Annotated in this window: 15 protein-coding genes and 1 pseudogene; all 16 read right to left on the bottom strand. The window is 54.1% G+C overall.

Translation table 11 applies throughout. From position 1 onward, the window contains the following. Window positions 1-17: 17 nt before the first annotated feature. Window positions 18-1,376 carry an ABC transporter substrate-binding protein gene (locus AB1I67_RS06050; protein WP_367028904.1) on the bottom strand — a complete coding sequence of 453 codons (1,359 nt, stop codon included), beginning with the start codon at window positions 1,374-1,376 and terminating at the stop codon, window positions 18-20. 277 nt (window positions 1,377-1,653) lie between these two features. Continuing rightward, complete coding sequence (locus AB1I67_RS06045) at window positions 1,654-2,298, bottom strand: DUF624 domain-containing protein (protein WP_367028903.1); 645 nt, start codon at window positions 2,296-2,298, stop codon at window positions 1,654-1,656. 895 nt (window positions 2,299-3,193) lie between these two features. Next, window positions 3,194-3,555 (bottom strand): annotated as a pseudogene (locus AB1I67_RS06040) (DUF1667 domain-containing protein). A 1-nt stretch (window position 3,556) separates the two neighbouring features. Continuing rightward, window positions 3,557-4,843, bottom strand: coding sequence for an FAD-dependent oxidoreductase (locus AB1I67_RS06035; protein WP_367028902.1), 1,287 nt, complete (start codon window positions 4,841-4,843; stop codon window positions 3,557-3,559). A gap of 12 nt (window positions 4,844-4,855) precedes the next feature. Then, the gene (locus AB1I67_RS06030; RefSeq protein ID WP_367028901.1) at window positions 4,856-6,292 is read right to left on the bottom strand and encodes an NAD(P)/FAD-dependent oxidoreductase; all 1,437 of its coding nucleotides are present in this window, start codon (window positions 6,290-6,292) and stop codon (window positions 4,856-4,858) included. A 327-nt stretch (window positions 6,293-6,619) separates the two neighbouring features. Further along, window positions 6,620-8,125, bottom strand: coding sequence for a glycerol kinase GlpK (gene glpK, locus AB1I67_RS06025; protein WP_367028900.1), 1,506 nt, complete (start codon window positions 8,123-8,125; stop codon window positions 6,620-6,622). Between the two features lie 232 nt (window positions 8,126-8,357). Further along, complete coding sequence (locus AB1I67_RS06020) at window positions 8,358-9,428, bottom strand: TRAP transporter substrate-binding protein (protein WP_367028899.1); 1,071 nt, start codon at window positions 9,426-9,428, stop codon at window positions 8,358-8,360. 1 nt (window position 9,429) lies between these two features. Next, complete coding sequence (locus AB1I67_RS06015) at window positions 9,430-10,269, bottom strand: response regulator (RefSeq protein WP_367028898.1); 840 nt, start codon at window positions 10,267-10,269, stop codon at window positions 9,430-9,432. Beyond that, entirely contained in the window at window positions 10,250-11,716 is a 1,467-nt protein-coding gene (locus AB1I67_RS06010; RefSeq protein WP_367028897.1) for a histidine kinase, read from the bottom strand. Before AB1I67_RS06010 ends, AB1I67_RS06015 begins: the two co-directional genes overlap by 20 nt. Window positions 11,717-11,740: 24 nt before the next feature. After that, window positions 11,741-14,032: a glycoside hydrolase family 28 protein gene (locus AB1I67_RS06005; RefSeq protein WP_367028896.1), complete on the bottom strand. Its 2,292-nt coding sequence runs from the start codon at window positions 14,030-14,032 to the stop codon at window positions 11,741-11,743. Window positions 14,033-14,222: 190 nt separating this feature from the next. Further along, a complete protein-coding gene (locus AB1I67_RS06000; RefSeq protein ID WP_367028895.1) occupies window positions 14,223-16,505 on the bottom strand; it encodes a glycoside hydrolase family 28 protein in 2,283 nt (760 codons plus the stop codon). A gap of 110 nt (window positions 16,506-16,615) precedes the next feature. Beyond that, the gene (locus tag AB1I67_RS05995; RefSeq protein ID WP_367028894.1) at window positions 16,616-17,833 is read right to left on the bottom strand and encodes an electron transfer flavoprotein subunit alpha; all 1,218 of its coding nucleotides are present in this window, start codon (window positions 17,831-17,833) and stop codon (window positions 16,616-16,618) included. After that, window positions 17,814-18,623 carry an electron transfer flavoprotein subunit beta/FixA family protein gene (locus tag AB1I67_RS05990; protein ID WP_367028893.1) on the bottom strand — a complete coding sequence of 270 codons (810 nt, stop codon included), beginning with the start codon at window positions 18,621-18,623 and terminating at the stop codon, window positions 17,814-17,816. The genes AB1I67_RS05995 and AB1I67_RS05990 overlap by 20 nt, the downstream gene beginning before the upstream one ends. Before the next feature lie 75 nt (window positions 18,624-18,698). Then, window positions 18,699-20,279, bottom strand: a complete 1,581-nt coding sequence (locus AB1I67_RS05985) for an FAD-binding oxidoreductase (protein ID WP_367028892.1) — start codon at window positions 20,277-20,279, stop codon at window positions 18,699-18,701. Then, on the bottom strand, window positions 20,276-21,226 hold the full coding sequence (locus tag AB1I67_RS05980; RefSeq protein WP_367028891.1) for an FAD-binding protein: 951 nt from the start codon (window positions 21,224-21,226) through the stop codon (window positions 20,276-20,278). The genes AB1I67_RS05985 and AB1I67_RS05980 overlap by 4 nt, the downstream gene beginning before the upstream one ends. Continuing rightward, on the bottom strand, window positions 21,223-22,056 hold the full coding sequence (locus tag AB1I67_RS05975) for a hypothetical protein (protein ID WP_367028890.1): 834 nt from the start codon (window positions 22,054-22,056) through the stop codon (window positions 21,223-21,225). Before AB1I67_RS05975 ends, AB1I67_RS05980 begins: the two co-directional genes overlap by 4 nt. Window positions 22,057-22,127 lie beyond the last annotated feature (71 nt).

Raw genomic sequence — 22,127 nt, 5'->3', positions numbered from 1 at the left:
AGGGATCCTGACCTCAATCAGGCATCCCCCAGTACATCGTCGATCTCGTCCGCCATCATCTGCATGGCTTCCTCTAAATCTCCGCCTTCCATCAAAAGCTGAGCCATACTGTTCTTCCAGATATTCGCCAGCTGAGACCATGCCTTGTGCTGGATCCTCGGCTTGATCAGGTCCAGATTGTCAAAGATTGCCTGGAATGCCGGGAAATCTTCAAGGAACTTTTTGCCTTCCTCGCTGGTCAGAACAGATTTTCTTGTGGGAATGTAACCGGTGCCTCTCGCCCAGGTCAGGTTAACATCCGCGCTGCATAAGTACTGCATGAACTGCCATGCCGCATTCTTGGTGGCCTGGTCGTTCTTGGACGGGATCAACAGTACGCTTCCGCCGATCTCCTGGTCCCTGGTGCTCTCGCCGCCCGGCAGCCATGCCATCCCGATCTCAAAATCACACTGGTTCACATAGTTGGTGTACAGGGAGCTGGTATGTACTACAGAGAATGCCTCTCCGTCGATAAAGTGCTGTCTCATAATGGAAGAAGCGTCATCAGCCGTACCGGTCCAGTAGGTGTAGCCCTTGTCGCACCAGTCTTTGATCTTCGCCGTCACTGCATTGGCCGCCTCGCTGCTTAAATCGGTGGTAACCTGGTCGTCATTGATGATCTTTACGCCATTGTTCAAGTAGAAGGTCTCATAATACCACTGATCCCAGCCCGGCATGATGGTTCCATATACCTTTGTGGTACCGTCGGCGTTGTACTGGGTGGCTTTCTCCATAAACTCGTCCATTCCGGACCATTTCTCCGGGATCGTGATGCCCATCTCATCTGCCATATCTTTATTGTAATACATGATCTGTGTGGAGATCAAAAATGGCAGGGATACCTGCTTGCCGTTGTAGCTGGAAGCTGCGATCATACCGTCGCCGAAATCCGTAACATCATAACCGCTCGCCTGGATGTATGGAGTCAGGTCCTCAGTCAGCCCGCCAGCGCCGTACTCCGCAACATAAGGAGAGTTGGCCGCTGTGATCGCCGGCAGATCCGTTCCTGCTGCATGTGCAGCCACAAGAGCCTCGTTCAGCTTCGTGTAGTTACCGATATACTCCGCTTCTACTGTGATCAGATCCTGGGAATTGTTGTAGTCATCCACGATCTGCTTCACCAGATCTGAGTACTGGTCCTCCAGGGCGTGCCACCACTTGATGGTGATCGGCTCCGTCACCTCATACATCGCCGGATCCACCTCTGCAGCCGCAGTAGTTTCTGTATCCCCTTTTGCCGTCGCCGCAGCCTTACCGGTAGATCCTCCGCCGCTGCATCCGGTCACTGCCCCCACTGCCATGACAACTGCCATACATAACGCAATTCCTCTTTTCATAAACCATTCTCCCTTCAAGGATATTTTGCCTGCGTATAAACGCAATAAAAAAAGATTACCCCCATATCTGGAAACATACAATCCCTGTACATCACCAATATGCTGTAATCTCATTTTCTCTCAGCAGACAATATTTTTTCGATGTACCAATCGTATCACAAAGCTGATGAAGTTTCAAGCTTTTTTTGAGTTTTTTTATTTATTTTAACCAGTTCCAGGCTTTTTTGCGTGCTCTTTTTTGTATGTTTGTTCTATTTTTCACAATCTATCCTCCATTCTATTGTAAAATTTCATCACTTTCCTCCTCGGATGGCAGGTATTTTTCAAAAACATGCCTGAAAAACCCGGAGGCAAAAAAACTGGCAATCGCAAACCAAACCATAAAAAGCAGGGGGCTAAAGCTGGTCAAAAGCGCTGCAAGTACGTAAATTACAAGGATTGTGACGGAAACAAACAGATTCCCCATACTCATAATAAATGCATGCGGCACGATCTTTTTGAGGGAAAGCCGGTAAAACGCCAGCAGCGGAAATATATAAAGGATTGTTAATAGATAGACAAGGCTTAAGCTGATCAGTGCAAAGAAAAGCGCCATCCTCACCGGTCTCGCCACCGTGATAAACCGGCAGATATAAAAATCCAGCGCCAGGATCCCGCCGCCAGCCAGCATTCCCAGCCACAGCACAGTGGCCTGGCAGAAATTCTCGCGGAAGCTGCGGATAAAGCTTTTCCAAACATACCCTTCTTCATCGGCCGACAGCTTCAGCGTATAGGCAAACAGTGCGGAGGTGGCAGCTCCCGCCGTCACAACCGGCAGGCAAAACAGCGCCCAGAGAAAACCCAGCACACAAAGATTCATGATTTTCTCCATGAAAGACCAAAAGCGGTTCTCCGGATTGAAAAGGCCATAAAAGTTTGCCATATGATTCCTCCTTAGGTATAGTTCGTTCTGCCACTGGTGTAATGTGTCGAAATCACTGCATGATCATATGTATCAGTATATCATTTTTTTGTCGGATATGCTAGAATATCAAAGAAAGGTTTTTGTTTAATTCTTGTAAAATCGGGGTATTTATCATGAGCTATCATAAGAAGAATACTGTATTTCATAGTCTGAACAGAAAACAGAAAGTCCGGTATATTCTGGATTATTATAAGGGCTGGTTCTTTATTGCGTTCGTGGCTGTGCTTTTTCTTTATTATATAGGAGAAACTGTCTGGCAGAGCCATCAGGCCATCGACCTTCAGGGGTTTTTTGTCAATGACGAACACAATTTATTTCCGGCAAAGGAGCTGATGGAGGACTTCTCGGTCTATGCCGATACACCCAGGGGACACCGGATCGCTTTTGAGGATTCTCTCTTTGTAAATCTGGAGTCCGGGACGGAGTATCACGCCGCCAGCCAGAGCAAGATCATCGCCTACACGGCGGCAAAAGAGCTGGATTTCCTGGTGGTCCCCCGGGAACTGGCAGAATACTATGCGCGTTCATTTGTACTGCGGGACCTGACATCCTTACTGCCCCCGGAACTGGCCGGGTCTGTGTCGGATGACCTGACTTTTATGAGGGACGGGACCGGTAAGGAAAAAGCCTGTCTGCTGGATCTACGTCAATCGCGGTTCCTGGCCGGAACACCTTATGCGGAGGACGGATACTGCCTGCTGGTGCTGGATTATACCGGGCGCAGCGAGGCAGTTATGGAGTTTATTCGGTACGCCTATGAAAAACCGACGGAGGATGCTGTAAGAAAAAAGCAGGATTCGCAAACCTGTGTAAAATCCCAGGTTCGTGAATCCTACTTTTTTAAAACTCCGGATTACTCTGCGTCCACATTCTTCGTGGCGATCACCGGAACTCCGGTTCCTGCGCAGTCCGGTATGATCACATCTCCGATGGCTACGGGCGCCTGCACTTTCGCACTGCGGATCTCCTTCATGCACTCAAAGATGCTTCCTTTGGGGATATCCGATTTGGTCTTTACAGACACCATCTCTCCGATGCCTCCCAGCACCCGGACCGTGGAGGTGACGATGCGCATGGGATTCAATACTTCCTTCTTTGCATAGTCTTCTCCGCGTTTGCACGTATTTCCTTTCACTTCTATATTCTCACCGTCCAGGCTGACGGTCAGCGGGCAGCCAAGGGGCAGCCGATACAGATCAATTCTCTGACTTCCATCTTATTCCACCTCCGTACAGATCACGATTTTTTCCAGGTCCGGATAATCCTTGAAGCTGTCCTTCTTTAGGGTTACCTGCTCCATCTCGCCGGGCGCCAGCACTTTTTTCTTCCGGTGTGCGATGCGCTCCCCGTCATAATAAACGCTGATATAACGGTCTTTATACACATCAGCCACACGGAAACGAACGGTGATCTGGTCCTTCATATTCTCCACATCCAGAGTCTGCGGAACCGTATAGCGCACCCCGTTCTCGGCAGACAGCTTAACTACATGGCCTGCATCTGCCGCATGTTCTACAGTCTCACTCTCGGCAGACGCCTTCACGTAGGCAGCCGCATTCACCCCTGCAAGGGACGCCTCCTCTGATACATAGTCCACCAGATCATGCACATGGAGCACGTTGCCGCAGGCAAAAACGCCCTCGGCGCTGGTTTCCAGCCTGTCGTTGACGTCCGGTCCGGAGGTCACGCGGTTCATGGCGACGCCGATGTTCTTGCTCAGCTCATTCTCCGGGATCAGGCCTACGGAAAGCAGAAGCGTGTCACAGCTGTAGAACTCCTCAGTCCCCGGGATCGGTCTGCGGTTCTCGTCTACCTGGGCGATGGTCACGCCGGTCACCCGCTCCTTGCCCTGGATATCTACAACTGTATGGCTCAGCTTCAGCGGGATCCCGTAGTCGTCAAGACACTGAACGATATTCCGCTTGAGGCCGCCGGAATAGGGCATCAGTTCTGCCACTACCTTTACCTTTGCACCCTCTAACGTCATCCTTCTCGCCATGATCAGGCCGATATCGCCGGAGCCAAGTATCACGACCTCTTTGCCTACCACATAGCCTTCAATGTTCATCAGGCGCTGCGCGGTTCCTGCGGAATAGATACCTGCCGGACGGTAACCCGGGATGTTCAAGGCGCCGCGTGGCCTTTCCCGGCATCCCATAGCCAGGATGATGGCTTTCGCCTTGATGGTGGTCAAGCCGTCCTCCCGGTTGATCACTGTCACTTCTTTGTCTTTGTTGATATCAATGACCATGGTATTCAGCTTATATGGGATCTTCTCTGCCTCCACCATCTCGATATAGCGGGCCGCATACTCTGGTCCCGTCAGTTCTTCTTTAAAGGTGTGAAGGCCAAAACCATTGTGGATACACTGGTTCAAGATTCCGCCGAGGCAGCCGTCGCGCTCCAGGATCAGGATATCTTCGATTCCCGCTTTTCTTGCCGCTGCTGCTGCCGCAAGGCCCGCAGGGCCTCCTCCGATTATTACAATATCATGCTCTGTCATATCGCTGCCCTCCTATTTCTGACCGGTGACCATCTCGGAACCGGGTGCATTTTTGCAGATTTCTTCCATCGTCATGTGGCGTTCCCGCGCCAGGATCTCCATGGTCCTCGGCGTACAAAATCCCGCCTGGCAGCGTCCCATTCCCTGACGCACCCTGCGCTTGATCCCGTCTAAGGAGGTGGCTCCCAGGGTACGGTTGATCGAATCCACGATCTCGCCTTCGCTCACGCCTTCACAGCGGCAGATGATGGTGCCGTAAGCCGGGTTCTCCTTGATCAGAGCTGCCCGCTCCTCTTTACTCATCTGCTCCGGACGCACAAAACCTTTGCGGGTCCCGTTCCAGTCTGCTTTCTTGTCGGCTCCCGCCGCTTCTGCCACATGCTCTGCTATGTATACGCCGATGGCCGGAGCGCTGGAAAGGCCCGGAGATTCGATTCCCGCCGCGTCAAAGAATCCCGGCGCATCCTCTGGCTCCCCGATGATGAAATCGTCGCTGTCCTCATGGGCGCGCAGCCCCGCGAAGGAGGTGATCACCTGACGGAACGGAACATTTTTCACCCCGTTCACTGCCTTTTCCATGATCTCTGCAAGACCGGATGCGGTGGTTGCCACTGCATCTTTGTCATCGATGTCCACTGCGGTCGGTCCGGTCAGCAGATTCCCGTGGACTGTAGGAGTTACTAAAACGCCTTTTCCCATAACGCCCGGAAGCTGGAAGATCGTGTGGGATACATGACCGCCGGCCTCTTTGTCAAGCAGGCAGTACTCGCCTTTTCTGGCTGTGATGTGGATCTTCTTTTCACTGACCATGTTGTGGAACTTGTCGGCGTAAACCCCGGCTGCGTTGATCACATACTTCGCCTGGACGGTTCCTTTGTTGGTTGTGAGGCAGTAGCCTCCGTCTTTTTTCTCAATATTTTCTACCTGGGTCAGGAAGGAGAACTCGACGCCGTTGTCACAGGCATTCTCTGCCAGGGCAATCGTCAAGCCAAAGGGACATACGATTCCGCCGGTCTTTGCATAAAGAGCTGCAACTACCGTATCGGATACATTCGGTTCCAATGCACGCACCTCATCACCGGATATAATGGACAGCTCCGGAACGCCGTTTGCCACGCCTTTTCTATACAATGCCTCCAGAGCCGGTCTGTCTGCTTCATCAAAGCAAAGGACCAGAGAACCATTTCTCACAAACTCAAAATCCAGTTCTTTGGAAAGCGGTCCCATCATCCGGTTTCCTTCCAGGTTGAAACGCGCTTTGAAGGAACCTGTCTCTGCATCGTGCCCCGCATGGACGATCGCACTGTTGGCTTTGGATGTGCCGGAGCAGACGTCCTCCTCCTTCTCCAAAACACAGATCTGCATATCATAGCGGGAAAGCTCCCTGGCGATCGCACATCCGACCACGCCGCCGCCGATGATCACTGCATCGTAACTTAAGTTTCTCATGTTCTTCTCCCTCCATCTCCTGATATCACGTATCTCCTGTAAGATGACCAGAGCGCCCGCTGCCAGTCTCTTTCACTGCCGGGCGGAACGTTTTATCCCAAGGTGATTATTTCCAATGGATAAAAAAAGAGCAAGGAGAAAATACGGATTGCTCCGCATTCACACCTTACTCTGTCATCTCAAAGGTTCTATATGAAACTATCTTGATGCTATCACACTAAAGTACCTGTTGTCAAGAATTTTCGATGATACTTCCCTGTTATTTTTTTGACAGTTTGACGGCGTGTTGCAACTGATGCAATATGCGCTGGTCAGCCCTCTTTCCTGTTAATTATTCTCCTCCTGAGCCCAGAACAACGCGCACCGGATCGCACGTCTCCAGCCCTTCACAAGCTGCTCCCGGCGCTTTTCGTCCATCTGATTCTCAAAGGTCCTCTGCACGCTCCAGTTCTTGCGGATCTCCGCCTTGTCCTTCCAGTAGCCGATGGCAAGACCGGCAAGATAGGCTGCTCCCAACGCCGTGGTCTCAATACACTCCGGGCGCTCGATGGTGGTCCCAAGGATATCCGCCTGGAACTGCATCAGGAAATTGTTGGCGCAGGCCCCACCGTCCACCTTGAGCTGCTTTAGGTCGATGCCGGAATCCTGCCTCATGGCGTCTAAAAGATCCGATACCTGATAGGCCATGGACTCCACGGTCGCACGGATAAACTGCTCCTTGCTGGTTCCCCGGGTCACGCCCACGATCGTGCCTCTGGCGTACTGATCCCAGTAGGGCGCTCCCAGTCCCGCAAAGGCAGGCACCAGATACACTCCGCCTGTGTCCTCTACCGCCATGCAGTATTCTTCTGTCTGAGACGCGGAGCGCACCATGCGCATCTCATCCCGGAGCCACTGGACCGCAGCTCCCGCCACAAAGACGCTTCCCTCCAGCGCGTACTGGACGCCCTCGTCCTTGGTGCTTGCTGCAATGGTGGTCAGCAGGCCATGGGTAGACTTCACCGCCGTACTTCCTGTATTCATCAGCATAAAGCAGCCTGTACCGTATGTATTCTTTACCTGCCCCTCTTCAAAACAGCACTGTCCAAACAACGCCGCCTGCTGGTCTCCTGCCGCTCCGGCGATCGGGATCTTCCCGCCCATCACATCCGCAGAGGTATAGCCGTAAACGCAGCTGGACGGCTTCACATCCGGCAGCATGGATTTGGGTATCCGGAAATAGTCAAGGATCTCATCGTCCCAGCACTTCCTGTGGATATCAAACAGCATGGTCCTGGAAGCGTTGGTATAGTCGGTCACATGGATGCAGCCCTTGGTCAGGTTCCAGATCAGCCAGGTATCCACCGTGCCGAACAGCAGATCCCCACGCGCTGCGCGCTCCCTGGCGCCCTCCACGTGATCCAGGATCCACTCGATCTTGCTGCCCGAAAAATACGCGTCAGGGATCAGCCCTGTCTTGTCCACGATGGTCTGCTCCATACCGTCCATCTTGAGCTGTTCGATCCGGTCCGAAGTCCTGCGGCACTGCCACACGATCGCGTTGTAGACTGGCTCTCCCGTATCGCGGTCCCACACGATCGTGGTCTCACGCTGGTTCGTGATACCGATGGCGGCCACATCACTGTAGTGGGCGCCGATCTTGCCCATGGCCTCCATGATCACCGAAAGCTGCGACGACCATATCTCCATCGGATTGTGCTCCACCCATCCGGGCTGTGGAAAAATCTGTGTAAATTCCTTCTGCGCTACACTGCAGATGGCTCCCTGTTCGTCAAACAGGATGCATCTTGAGCTTGTGGTCCCCTGGTCCAATGCCATTACATATCTGCCCATTGTCTTATCCCCCTTGAATTTTAATTTGTTGGCCTTCGCATGACGCACCCCCGCATAGGATCCCATGATCTGATCCTAAAGCAGCGCCATAAAAAAAGAGCAGGGCATAGCGGTCTCCCGTTTCCACCCTGCTCTCATTCTCTTAGGCATTTTCTGATTTAAATTATAAGTGAGCTGGAATTGAATGTCAAGGCTATTTGCCACAATGCTGCGGAAATTAATGCTTGTGAAATCAATGCCGCTGATCCCCCGCTCTCCCCATCTGCCGTATCTGCGTGAGAATGTCCTCATAAGGCGCGCCGTACATATCATAGATAGGCTGGACCATATGCCGGAACGCATCCTTATCTCCCGGATCAATGACATGCACGCCTGCCTTTTTAAGCACATCCCACTGCTCCTTCTCGTATTCCGCCCACAGCTCCCTCTGCTTTATGGAGGACTCTGACGCAGCCTGGCGGATGATCGCCTGATCCTCAGGGCTCAACTTTTCCAGCACACGGCAGTTCATGATGACCATTTCCGGAACCCTCACATGCTCATCCATGATCATATAGGGCGCTTCATGGTAATGTCCCGCGCTGGCATAGCTGGCGAAATTATTTTCAGCTCCATCGATCTCGCCCTTTTTCAGTGCATCTCTCACATCTTCATAGGGCAGGTCCACAGGGATCGCTCCCAGGGCGCCAATCACATCCATCATAAAACTGCTCTCCTGGACCCGGATCCTCATATTGTTCAGATCCGAAAGCGACTTGATCTCCCTGGCGGAAGTGTAAAAGTTCCTGGCTCCTGCCCCGTACCAGCACAGGCCCTCCATCCCTTTTTCCTCCATGGATCTTAAATACCGGTCTCCCAGGCTGCTGTCAAGGACACGCCACATATGTGCTTCATCTTCGTATAGATAAGGCATCTGAAGTGCTAAAAGCTCCTGATTGTAACCGGCTAAAAGAGCTATGGATACCCGCGCCATATCGATGGAACCGTATTCCACTTCTTTTACGGTTTCCGCCTCACTCCCGAGAGCCGCTGAGTGATAGACCCGGATCTGGATCCGGTCGTCCGTGCGCTCTCTGACCAGGCCTGCAAAATAATCGCAGGCCTCCGAAGCGGGATGATCCGGCTTCTGGTTATTGGCAAGACGCAGAAGTATCTTGCCGTCCTTTTCCATGGGCACGTTCCAATTTAACTGTTTTGATTCCTCACCGGCCTCTGGCTCCCTGCTCTCATAATACCCGCAGGCCATGGACATGACCATGCATCCAGCCAGCACAAGGCCGGCGCCTCCCCATCTTTTCTTCATCTTATCCGTTCCCCTGTACGCCGTCCGGCTGGAAAAAACACTTATTTCTGTATTCTATGGGCGTCATTCCCGTCTTCTTTTTAAATATCCTGGTAAAATAATTGGAATCCTCATACCCTACCATGACTCCGGCCTCCCGTATGGTAAAGGCCGGGTCCCTTAGATATTCCATGGCATGCTCCACCCGGATATTGATCAGATATTCCTTGCTGGAAATATGGTAAGCCTGCTTGAACATTTTATTAAAATAGTTTGCTGAGACCTGGTACATGCGGGCCATGGTATCCACCCCGATATCATCCATATAGTGGAGATCCATGTATTTCTTCCCCTCCTGAGTGATCTTAACCGCTCTGGACCCCTGTACACCATTGTCAGCCGCATATATGCTGCTCTCCGCTGTATCCCTGCTGCTCTCCGCCGTATCTCTGGGGTTCCCTGCTGCCATACTCCCTTTGCTATCTTCTGCCGCATCTATACAGTCCCTGGCCCGCTCCAAAACCTTTTGCAGTTCGGCGGGATCCACAGGCTTTACCAGAAATTCCGCGGCGCCCATGGAAATAGCCTGCTTGGCATACTGGAATGTGGCAAAGGCCGTCAGGAAAATGATCACGCAGCCTTCCTTCCACTGCCTGATCTGCCGGCCGGCTTCCATGCCATCCAGCTCCGGCATCTCTATATCCATAAGCACCGCATCCGCATCCAGCTCCATCGCACGTTCAACGGCTTCCCGCCCATTAGACGCTTCTTCTATCGGCCCGGCCCAGGGACAGTAATTCCGGATCATCCGCTTAACGGCCGCTCTTGATATCATTTCATCGTCAGCTATCAGAATCTTCATATCGCCTGCACTCCTTTTTACTTATCCGGATCTCCACACAGGTCCCCCGCCCTTTCCGGCCCAGCAGGCGGATGCGGCACTCAGGGAACATAAGCCTCAAGCGGCGGAACACATTGCCTGTGCCAATCCCGGAAGAACTGCTCTCCTGCCGTTCTCTGCCTTCAAGAAGCCTGTCCCTCTGTGTCTTTTCCATCCCGATCCCATTATCCAGAACCTGTATCACCAGCTCCTTCTTCCGCTCCATGATCCGAATCGCCACCACGCCGCCTTCCGGCCTTACAAGAATGCCATGCCGGATGCTGTTTTCTACCAGGGGCTCCAACGTAAAGGACGGGATCTCATAGGTTTCCAAGTCTACATCCGCTTTCAGGACATAATCCAGGCGGTCTCCAAAGCGTTTTTTTTCAATATAAATATAGTCCTTTATCATGGTCAGCTCCTGATAAAGCGGCACCCGGTCCGAACGGTTTTCCAGACTGTAGCGGAACAGCCGGGACAGGCTTCGGATCAGTTCTCCGGTGGTACCGGCGCCTTCCATGTCCGCCATCCCGTTGATGACATTTAAGGTGTTAAACAGAAAATGCGGGTTGATCTGGGACTGAAGGGCTAAAAACCTGGCCCGTTCCAGCTCCATTTCCTGTTCGTATAAAAGCTTTGTCAGCTCCTGCTTCTCGTGGAGCGTGGTGATGACCGACTCCATACTGTCCTTCATCTGGTTCACAGCAAGGTTTAGCTGGCCGATCTCATCCCGTCTCCTGACCGGCAGCTCCTCCACGTCAAAATTCTCCTTCCCCACCTGGCGCACAAAAGCTGCCAGATCCAGAATGGGGTTTAAAAGCCATTTTGTGATGTACCGGCCAAAGATCATACATACCGCTGCCACCGCCGCCATGAGAAGAAATGCATTTTTCTGCCCCAGAGCCACATTATGGCGGATATCCTCATGGATCCTGTTTCCAAATGTAAGATTGTCCTGAAGAAGCTCCTCCGTATACCGCTTCATAAGCTCCGATATTTCCCAGAGCTGAAGCTCCCTTTTCATCTCGTCCTTTGGCTCTAAAGGCGCCCTCGCCAGGCTTTCGTAATGATAATACAGGTTCCGGATGGACTGTACCCGCAGGAAACCTTCCTCAGACATCTCATCCGCGTCCCGGACCATCTGTGCCAGCAGCTCCTTGAGACGGCTGCCGGAGGAAACGAACATGCTCCAGCTGTTCTCCCCCTTGTCCCGCTGATACCGCTGCCACATCTCCATATTGCCATTATAAACCGATATAAATTCATTGATGGTGTAATAGCGTTCCACAAGCTGGTCCAACTGCCGCTCAAACCTCTGGCTGTTTTTTATGGAATACAGATTGGAGAGCAGGAATACCGCCAGGATAAACCCCAGGAATACAAGGACCCTTTTCTTGATTGATTCTGTTTTTTCCTTTTTATCCCACATTCCCATACCTTTCCCGTATCGCTCTTATCTGCGGTTAAATTCAGAGATGGCCATCACACATTCGATCAGCTCCTGCTGTGTGAGCAGGTCTTCCGGCCGGTAGTATTCTCCGTCCTTTGCTCTCACAAAGCCCAGATAGGAGCTGACCCCCACGCTGGAACGGCAGTCCGGCCGGATATCCCCCGCATCCTTATAATCAGGACGCACGATCATCAGTTCTTCGTATGGGATCCCACAGGCCAGAAGGGCGATCCGCCCCATCTCATCCCTGGCAACCATTTCCTCCGTATCCATCCGGATTCCCTGCTCCTCAAGGATCTGAAGGATCTTCCCGGCCTCCCGCCCCCAGAAACCGGTCAGGATTCTTTTGCACTCCTTCTTTGTGACCGATTTATCCAGCGACAGCCAGCCGTCGTCCACATATCCCCTGGATAATGCCGCTTGAACAGCTTTATCCCCAAAACGCCCCGTTTCGTCCTTTGTCAGGATCCGGTACGCCATGCTGGACGCCTCGTTTCCCACAGGATCCCTGGCTGTCAGCACCAGATACTTTCCTTCCATATCATCCGTGATCCTGAGCAGGCTGCTCCTGCCTGCACAAACAGCGGATTCTGACTCTGACCGGACAGCTCCGGCTCCCAGCTCCGCCATAAGGCTCCATTCATAAGTCAGCCCGTCTATGTCCCCGCCCGGCAGTTCTCCTGCGGCACGGACGGTTTCTCCTGCCATAAAGCTTCCCTCGGCCCTGATATCCACCGGGCGCGGGTATGTATGTCCATTGATGCTCACCCGCTCAAGGACCGGTTCCTTCCAGTTCCGGATCCTGACCTCATGATCCACATCCCGGATATCCACATCCACCAGCTCTAATCCGGTAATGGGGGCCTGGTCAAAGCTCTCCATGAAAATACCATAGACGCCGCCGCTGGCTGTAAAATCCTCAATCCTGATATCCCGGTACTCCGGCAGGTAGCTTCCCAGCCAGCCTTCATCGTAAAGCATGGTGGCGTGAATAGGCACATACCGGATATTGGAAGCCCGGGAACCGCGGATATAAACCCGCTCCACCACGCCTCCCCTGGCTGCATTGGATTTGAAACGGACGGCATAGTCCAGGGACTGGGTCCCAAACCGGTTGTCGTCCGCATAGATCTCCCGGATATCCCCGCTCATCTCGCTGCCAAACGCGATCCCGCTGGCGCCTTCGGCAAACTCATTTCCACGGATCACCATGTTCTCTGCGGGCCGTCCCATCTCCTTAAGCTCCCAGCCATCCCGGTTGCGCCCAGATTTAACGGCTACTCCGTCGCCTCCCACAAAGAACCTGCAGTCCTCGATCAGCACATAACTGCAGTTTTCCGGGTTACAGCCATCATTATTATTGAATTTTCCAATGACTTCGATACCCCGCACCGTTACATTGGTGCACAGGACGGGATTTACCCCCCACATAGGAGAATTTTTAATGGTGATCCCCTCTACCAGCACATTATCACAGCCAATCACCTGAATAAAATTGGGACGCAGGAAATGCCCCTCGCCAAAGACCCGTTTCCTGACTTCCACGCCATCGTCTGTCATGCGGCGCAGGATCCCCACGTCAGAGGAGGAGGGCCTTGTATAATCCTGGCCGATATAGGTATCCCCATACCAGCTCCACCAGGTATCCTGATCCGCCTGCCCATCCAGGCGCCCTTTGCCGGTCACGGCTATATTGTCCTGCTCATAGGCATAGATCAACGGGCTCCAGTTGTAGCAGGGGGAGCCTTCATAATATGACAGTACCAGCGGATAATTCTCGGGGATGATCTCCCGGGTAAAGCAAAGGACCGTGTTCTCTGATTCCAGGTGCAGGTTGACATTTTCCTTCAGCACAATGGCCCCTGTATCAAAGACTCCCTCCGGCACCACCACCATGCCACCCCCTTGGGAGCTGACCTGGTCTATCGCCGCCTGGATCGCCTTTGTATCCAAACCTCCGTCATCCGGGACAGCGCCATAATCCGTCACGTCTACCTTGAGATCCGGGAATACCGGGTCGTGGATCTTCTCCAATATGGCTTCTGCCGTCTCCCAGCTTAGAGGCGTTCCCGGCTGCCGGCTGCCGGACACGGTAAGACTTCCACTCGCCGTCTCCCCAACATCCTGGGTATCCCCGCTATAGCGCTCGGTATTTCCCTCCGAAAATATCCCGGAACCAACTTCGCCCTGGGTCCCCGCACGGTCCGCAGCCTCATCCGCATTGCCTGCCCCACAGGCGGAAAGCAGCAATGCCATAGCCGCCGCAGCCAAAAGCCCTGTCCTGTTTCTCATCATAAGCCCGATCCCTTTTCCATTTATGTTAATTGATTTCTATTGTATTCACTCTCCGGACTCCCGTCAATACGGGAAAAGCTTGAACTTCCCAGTCCCCTGCGCCGCCGCTTTAAAATGCGGTAGTTCAAGCGGAAAAGCCGCCGGAGTATCCAGGTAAGGATTTCCGGCGGTCCCATTTCAACAGAATCTGTTATCTTCTGGCGTACACCGCCACTTTATCCAGCACCTCAATGACAATGGCGAAGTCCGCATTCTTTTTCGGTGCAAAGGTATTACCCCCGGCTGCCTTCATGAATCCGAAATCATCACAAGTTGCCACATTGGTGTGGTAATACACATCGATCTCGTCCAGGTCATCATAGGTTGGCGTTGCCCAGAACGTGGTCTCATCATAAGGCGCGCCGCAGCTCTTGATGGCAATGTCGGCCAGCTCCTGCCTGGTGACCGGATCTTCCGGTGCAAAAGCCCCGTCCTTCAGATCCATCATGCCCTTTTCGATCACGGCGGCGGCTATGTTATACTGCTCATCCTGAGCCGTCAGGTCTTTTAACTCCACATCTCCCTTTGGCTGTGTCAAGTTCCACATACCAGCCAGCATTTTGGCAACATCATACCGGGTCACTTCTTTTTCCAGGTCCACCGTTTCCGAGGGGTCCAAAAGCCCTTTGGCCGCCAGCCTTCTCACACTGTCGCCGAGCGCGTCCCCTGCCTCCACTCCGCATACCGGCCCATTCGAAAGAATGGTATAGGCAATGCTGGTGTTCTGGTTTCCATTTTCATCAGAGGCCGTTACCTTCAGATATTTCCCTTCCAGACCATCCGGCACAGTCCACTCCTGGCCCTGGCCTGTCGTTTCATAGGTCCCGTCCTTCTCGTCCGCCACCTGCCAGGTATAATCAAGGCTGGCCGGATCTCCGCCGAGGAGGATCGCGTCTGCCTTTACCACGCTGCCTGCCGACGGGATGCCGTCCATCCTTGTGTCGGAGGGCGCCGGATATTTCATGCCGTTGATCACGACATTTTCGAGGACCGGATCTTCCCAGTTTACCGCACGCAGAGGATTCTCCACTTCATTTAATTCCACATTGCGCATGACCAGGCCGGTTACAGGCACATCCTCAAAGGCTTCCACGAAAATGCCGAAGTCCCCGCCGGTGCTCTTTAAGTTTTCAATGGTTATGTTCTTGAACTGAGGCATATAGTCCCCATGCCTGCCTTCCTCATACAGCATGGTCGCATGGACCACTGCGTCGGAAACGGACTGGATGGTGGTATTCCTTAAGTAAATATTCTCAATGACGCCGCCGCGCACCGCATTGGTCTTGAACCGGAGCGCATACTTAAGATTGGGGCTGTTGAACTGGTTGTTGTCCGCAAATACATTGTTCACGCCGCCGCTGACCTCACTGCCGATGGTTATGCCGCCATGGCCGTCCGCAAATATATTGTTGCGGATAATGATATTCTGGGAAGGGGTGTTGGTTGCACGCCCGTCTGCATTCCGTCCGGATTTGATGGCGATACAGTCATCCCCGGTATCGAAGTAGTTATCCTCGATCAGCACATAATTGCTGCTCTCCGGATCGATACCGTCGTTGTTGGCAGCCTTGGTGCTGATATGGATGCCTCTTACGGTCACATTGGTACAGAGCACCGGGTTGACCTCCCACATGGGGGAGCGCAGCAGTGTGACACCTTCCACCAGCACATTTTCACATCCGATCACCTGGATGAAATTGGGACGCAAAAAATGTCCCTCGCCAAAGACACGCTCTTCTATGGGCACGCGGTTGTTGTTCATATTAATAAGGGCCGTGCGGTCCTCATCCTGATAATCCGTCATATAGTCCCTGGACATCCAGCACCAGGGAGTGCCGTCCCCGGCCTGTCCGTCTAAGGTCCCCTCGCCGGTCAGGGCGATATTGACAGCGTCCTTTGCGTAGATAAATGCGCTGTAATTGTACATGGGCTGTCCTTCCCAGTGGGAATAGACCAGCGGGTAATTGTCATGGTTGATCTCCTGGGTGAACTGGAGCTTCGTCTCCTTGTCCTCCAGGCACAGGTTTACATTGTCCTTTAAAGTGATTGCCCCTGTGTCGTAGACTCCTTTTGGAATCACGACCTTGCCGCCGCCCTTTTTAGACACCTCGTCAATGGCTTTCTGGATCGCTTCCGTATCCAGCTTTCCGTCATCCGCAGTCGCGCCGTAATCTAACACGCTTACTGTAAGATCCGGGAACTCCGGGTCACTGATATGGGTCAGTATCTCCTCTGCCATATCCCAAGTCATGCCGCCGTCACCGGTTTCCTCCTGGGCTTTTGTCTCTGCCTGTGTCTCTGTTTCTGTCTCTTTTGTTGTCTCCACCGCCGTTTGGGACGGCTGTGTATCTGCTGCTTCCTGGCTGCCGCTGCATGCCGTAAGCCCCATAGCTAATACTCCCGCCAGGGAAATCCCCCACATTTTCTTGATCATAATACCTGCTCCTTTAGTATAATCAGTTCATCCATTTGTAAGGACCGCGCGCTCCTTATCTGATCTCATTATACTAATTTGCACCGTGCTGCCACAACAGGACTTTTCCGCTATTCACAGCACTTTTCGGAACCAGGCTTTTCCAGCTCAGTAAGCACATCATAGAGATCTGCCAGAATCCCCTTGTTGGCCCTTCCAAAAATCGGGGCGTCCTCACAGCAGTCAACCGCCACCACATATTCCGCCCGCCGGATTCCCGCCAAAAACTGAACGGAACCGGACACTCCGAAGGTTATCAGAAGTTTGGGGGCCACGCTGTTCCCGCTGAGTCCGATCTGGCACTCTCCCGTCATCCATCCCCGCTCCACCAGTTTTCGGCTGCACCCAAACGCCGCCCCGTTCTTCTCTGCCCACCGCCGGAGCCTGTCTATATCCTTCCGGTCCGCAATGCCGCCTCCCGCTGCCACAATGAACTCCGCGTCCGCCATACCGCCTTTCCCTGCCGGCGTCCTCTCCACAGTCCGGCTCACCGGCCTTTCACAGGGTAGATTCTCCAGGATCTCCACAGGATACCGCTCCTCCAGCGCCGGATGATCCCCGGCCATGACCCCCGGCCTTACCGTCGCCATCTGGGGCCGCGCCCGGGGTGTGAGGATCTCCGCCATCACATTTCCCCCGAAAGCGGGCCTGATCTGGATCAGGTTTCCATCCTCATCCATACGAAGCTCTGTACAGTCCGCCGTCAGTCCTGTCCTGAAATATACTGCCGCCGCAGGAGCGATGCTCCGGCCCTCCGGGGTCGCGCCGAACAGGACCACCGACGGCCTGCACCGCAAAATGCACCGGATCATGAGCTCCGAAAAAATACGGTATGAAAACTGGCTGTACTGCGCCCCCAAAGCCACAAACAATTTGCCGATCCCGGGAATCTTCCTGTAATCATCCCGCATTCCTGCGGCGGCGGCCAGCCCCCAGACCTCCTCCCCCTTTTTGCCCGCCAGCTCCGACGCCTTAGATGCCAGTTCATATGCCACAGGGAGCAGCCTGCCGTCCTCATCCGTCTGAAGATAGACCAGGATCCCGCTCCAGCCCCCATCCTCATCTGCCCCGCTTGCCTTGTCTGCTTCCCCGTCCGATACCAGTGCCATATCCAAAAGCCGGACCGCAGATGCGGGGCATATTTTTTCACAGGCTCCGCACGCTCTGCAGCCGTCAAGGACGACCGGGACGCCGTCCTGCATTTTAAGCGCTCCAAACGGGCAGGCCCGGACGCATTCCCCACAGCCAGTACAGCGCCCGCTGTCAATCTCAACCGGTAATGTTATCATGCGCCCCTCCTTTTTTCCACTGTTCTTTTATCACATTCCGCAGTACATCTGCTGCCGCCGCCCCGTCCATAGGTGTCACTGATCCGCGCTTCTTACGCGCCGGACTGTAGATCCTCACAACCCGCGTGGGGCTTCCTCTCAGCCCGTAATGCTCCGGGCAGCGGTCCCGCATATGTTTCAGGCTTATCACCTCCAGGTCCTTTTTTCCTGCCTGAAGGCGCATTTTAAGGGTCGGTATCCGCGGGGTAAAGATATTCTGCTCCACTGCCATGACAAACGGAAATGTGGTTTCCATCCCGCAGACTCCGCCGCTCCTTAACTGGCTCACCCGCACTGCTCCATTTTCCTGAAGGCTCACCGCCTTTATGCCTCCTAAGTATTCCCACCCCAGCCAAGCGGCAAGGGCGGCTCCAACCTGCGCGGTATCTCCGTCTGTAGTCTGTTTTCCGCAGACCACCGCGTCGAAAGGCCCATGCAGACGGATCGCCTCCGCCAGTGTATAGGAAGTTGCAAGCACATCCGCTCCCGCAAAAGCGCTGTCGCTGACCAGATATGCCTTCTCCACGCCCATGGCGAGGGCATCCCGCAGCACCGCTTCTGCTGACGGCGGCCCCATGGTAAATGCCGTGGTCTCCCCGCATTCTCCCGCAAGCCTGAGCGCTGTTTCCAGGGCATATCCGTCGCAGGGGTTCAGCCTCATGGACCCTTCCCGCACCAGCACCCCCTGTTCCGGGTCCATACCGCAGTCCTCGCGCTCCGGGACCTGTTTGATACAGACAGCAATCTTCATGCTCCGCCTCCTTTTCAATGCTTTTTGACATATGCTCACTATATCGCAGACACTCTCGTCCACAATTCCATAATATCACAGCCCCATATTCCCTCTGTTCAGTATCCTGTCCCGGTCAAAGTGATCTTTCACCGCCCGCATATTTTCCATAAGACCCTCAGAAAGCCGTTCCTTTACCAGGGCCGCCTTTACTTTCCCAATCCCGTTTTCCGCCGCCAGGCTCACGCCTTCTGCGGCTTTCGCATCTGCCCACTGTTCCATCAGCTCGTCCGCCTTCTTTTTTTCCTCCTCCGTTTCAGGAAGGAGATTCACATGGAAACGCCGTTCCAATGCATGTCCAAAGATCACCGCCCGGACGCCGGCCTTTTGAGCGTCCCTGCTGTAGTACTCAATCTGCTTATTCAATTCCATGCCGGTCCCGCCGAAATCCGCTCCCATCTTCACAAATCCCGGAAGTATTCTTCTGATCTCGTCCACACAGTTGTTGATCCCTTCAGGGACCGCATGGCGGAACAGCCTGAATTTTTCCATCTCCCGCAGTCCCGATGCCGCCCAGGTGTCCGCCTCTTCTCCCCCACACGCTCCAAACAGATCCAGAAGCTCCAAAAGAAACCCCTCCGCATGTTCTTCGCTGTCCGCTTCCAGTTCTATATAGACCGCGGCAGCTCTGTCCCTGGGAATATCGGGAATCGCTTTCAAACTGGTCATCCGGCTTTTCATCTGCTCTGCCACATCCAGGGAGACCCTGTCGAAAAATTCTGCTGCGGTGACCCTGGCATCGCCTGGTATCGTCCCTGCCAGTCCGGCAAACTCCGCCGCCATCCTCTGGTCCGCAAAGAAAAACAGGATGCCCCAGCACTCCGCCGGACTTTCTATAAGCCTCAGCTCCAGGGAAACCACAATCCCCAGCATCCCTTCACTGCCCGCGAGCAGATCCATCAGATCCTGTCCCGGCTGCATGGTCAGCGGATATCCGGACGCCGCGGCTTCCCGCTCCGGCGACTGGATCCCGTCCCGCCCCGCCCGGCAAAGAACCGGAAGCAAGGACCCATCCGGCAGACGGCAGCCCGTATCATCTGCCCGGTACTCCCCTCTGCGGACCCTCCACAGGGTTTTGTCAGACAGCATAAGCGTAACCTGCTCCGTATGGTCGGACATCCTGCCAAAACGATACCCGGAAAGCCCTTTTGCATTGCTGGCAAACATTCCGCCTACTGTCGCCGTCGTCTCTGTTGGGTCCGGGGCAAACCGGAGACTGCCTTTTTTCTGCATATTGGCAAGCGCCTCTTTTGACGCATCTGTCCAGCCATCCGTGTCAAAACGTCCCGATGCCAGCGTTTCTTTTAAGTCGCTTAAGAGGACCCCAGGCTCAGCCTCCAGAAAAAAGAGTTCCCCCTCCTGTCTGACTCCCGTGATCCTGTTAAGCTTTGACAGGTTCAGTACCAGGCCGCCCGCCGGGACCGCCGCTCCTGCAATTCCCGTGCGGGCGCCCTGCAGCGTCACCGGCATCCGGTTATCCCGGCAGAGATCCAACACCTGCCTTATCTCCTCTACATCCCGGGGAAACGCGATCTTTTCCGCCGATCCCTGCATTCTGGATTCATCCTGCAGATAACCCACATACCGCTCTTCCATGTTATGTATCAACCCACTCATGACCGCCCCTCCTTCTCTCTGACCACTTCCAGGAACGCCGCCGCAAAATCCCCCGCATCATCCACCACCGCCAGATCGCAGGAACGAAAGATCGCTGCATCCGGGTTATGGTTCACCGCCGCCAGAACCTGGCTGTCCCTCACGCCGATCATAAACGGAGCGGAGCCGGACGCACCGAACACCAGGCAAAGCTCCGGCCTGGCGATCACGCCGGTCATGCCGATCATACTGGAATAGGGCAGCATGGCATCCAGAACCGCCGGTCTGGTAGCTCCGAGGGAGGCATCCAGCGCCTGGCTGATCCTGCCAAGCAGCTCCAGGGTATCCCTGTCTGCCGCGCCTCGTCCGGCAACCACAAGGCGCTTTGCGTGTTCCAGGCTGCCGCTTTCGGGAAGTATTTTTTCCTCATAGCCTGAAAACTCCTCCCTCTGTTCTGCCGGGACCTGCATCCGCAGAATATCCGGAGCGCCCCTCTGCATGCTCTCCTCCATGGCATTTTTGTCAAAGCTCATGGCAAATGGTCCCCTCGGAGCGCGAAACCACCCCTCCAGGTTGCAGCTGTACACCTTTCTTTCCAGCAATATACCTGACTCGTCTGTCCTCAGGCCAGTCACCTGAAAAGACGCCGCCGTCCCCAGGCCTGCCGATACCCTGGCTGCCAGTTCCATGCCCTTTTCACTGTCGGGAAATACCGCCAGCTCCATTTCCCGTTCTCTCATCAGATGCAGGAACGTTTCCACATACTGGCCTGTACCCGTGTACAGATCACCCAAGCCATTTAATATAAGAACATTCTGGACCGGCAGGTCCCGGAACCATTCCTCCTTCACACCCACTCCGAATGTCCACAATTCCAGCTCCCGGCTGTCCAAAGGAGCCAGGGCAGCGGATGCCTCCAGGGCCTGCTGCCGTACCGTCTCTCCCCATGCGATCACAGCGATCTTCACAATATGCCCGCCTCCTTCAAGATTTTATAAAGCTGCTCTGCCCGTTCACGGGTGTTTGATCCCTCAACAACAGCACAGCGGTACTCCTCGGCCTGCCTGTAAAATCCCACAGGTTCCGCCGGTTCGGCCTGCCTTTTTCCTTCCCGGCCCGGCCCCGTCCACAATTGCACCTGTTTTTTTGCCGAAGACAGCTTTTCCCGCAGGGTTGCCACCCTGAGATATGGATATCTGGCATTTCCAAACGCACAGACCACCGCTTTTCGGCACAGATAGCTGCGCTCCCAGCCATCCGCTTCCGACACCGCCAGGACGGCGCCATCCCGGATGAAAAGCTCCCGGACCTGCGAAACCGCAGGCAGTCCCAGATACTCCGCCGTTGTCCACGGCACCCTGCCGCTGTCTCCCACCGACGCCTTCTGCCCCATCAGGATCAGGTCAAAACCGCCTTCCGACTCAGCAAATGAAGCGATTTCCATTGCGGTCCTCTCCGGATAGAAGCTTAAGTCCTCCCTGCATTCCCGGAAAACGACCCGGTCACATTTCACCGCATACAGATTTTTAAAGATCTCGTCCGAAGCTTCCGGTCCGACCGTAAAGGCCGTCACTTCTGTCTCCCGCCCAAGCTGCCGGAGCTGGTCCGCCAGCCTCAGGCCATTTTCCAGGGCTGCCTCATCGTAGCATCCCAACTGCACTCTGGTATAAGAAACGTCCACCTTCCCGTCTGTGGCGCACTTCCAGTCCGCCTCCAGCACGGTATCCAGATCATGGACCACTTTAAAACAGATTAAAATACGAAATTTGCCTTTTTCCTGCTGCTCTCCCACGCCCATACGGTACCTCACGATTATCTTGTGTTTTAAAATTTCCTATGTTATGATGAATTACAGTACAATTTTGTTCA

Source organism: Clostridium sp. AN503 (genome assembly GCF_040719375.1).
Classification (GTDB): Bacteria; Bacillota; Clostridia; order Lachnospirales; family Lachnospiraceae; genus Brotaphodocola.
This window is presented reverse-complemented; position numbering and strand designations above follow the sequence as displayed.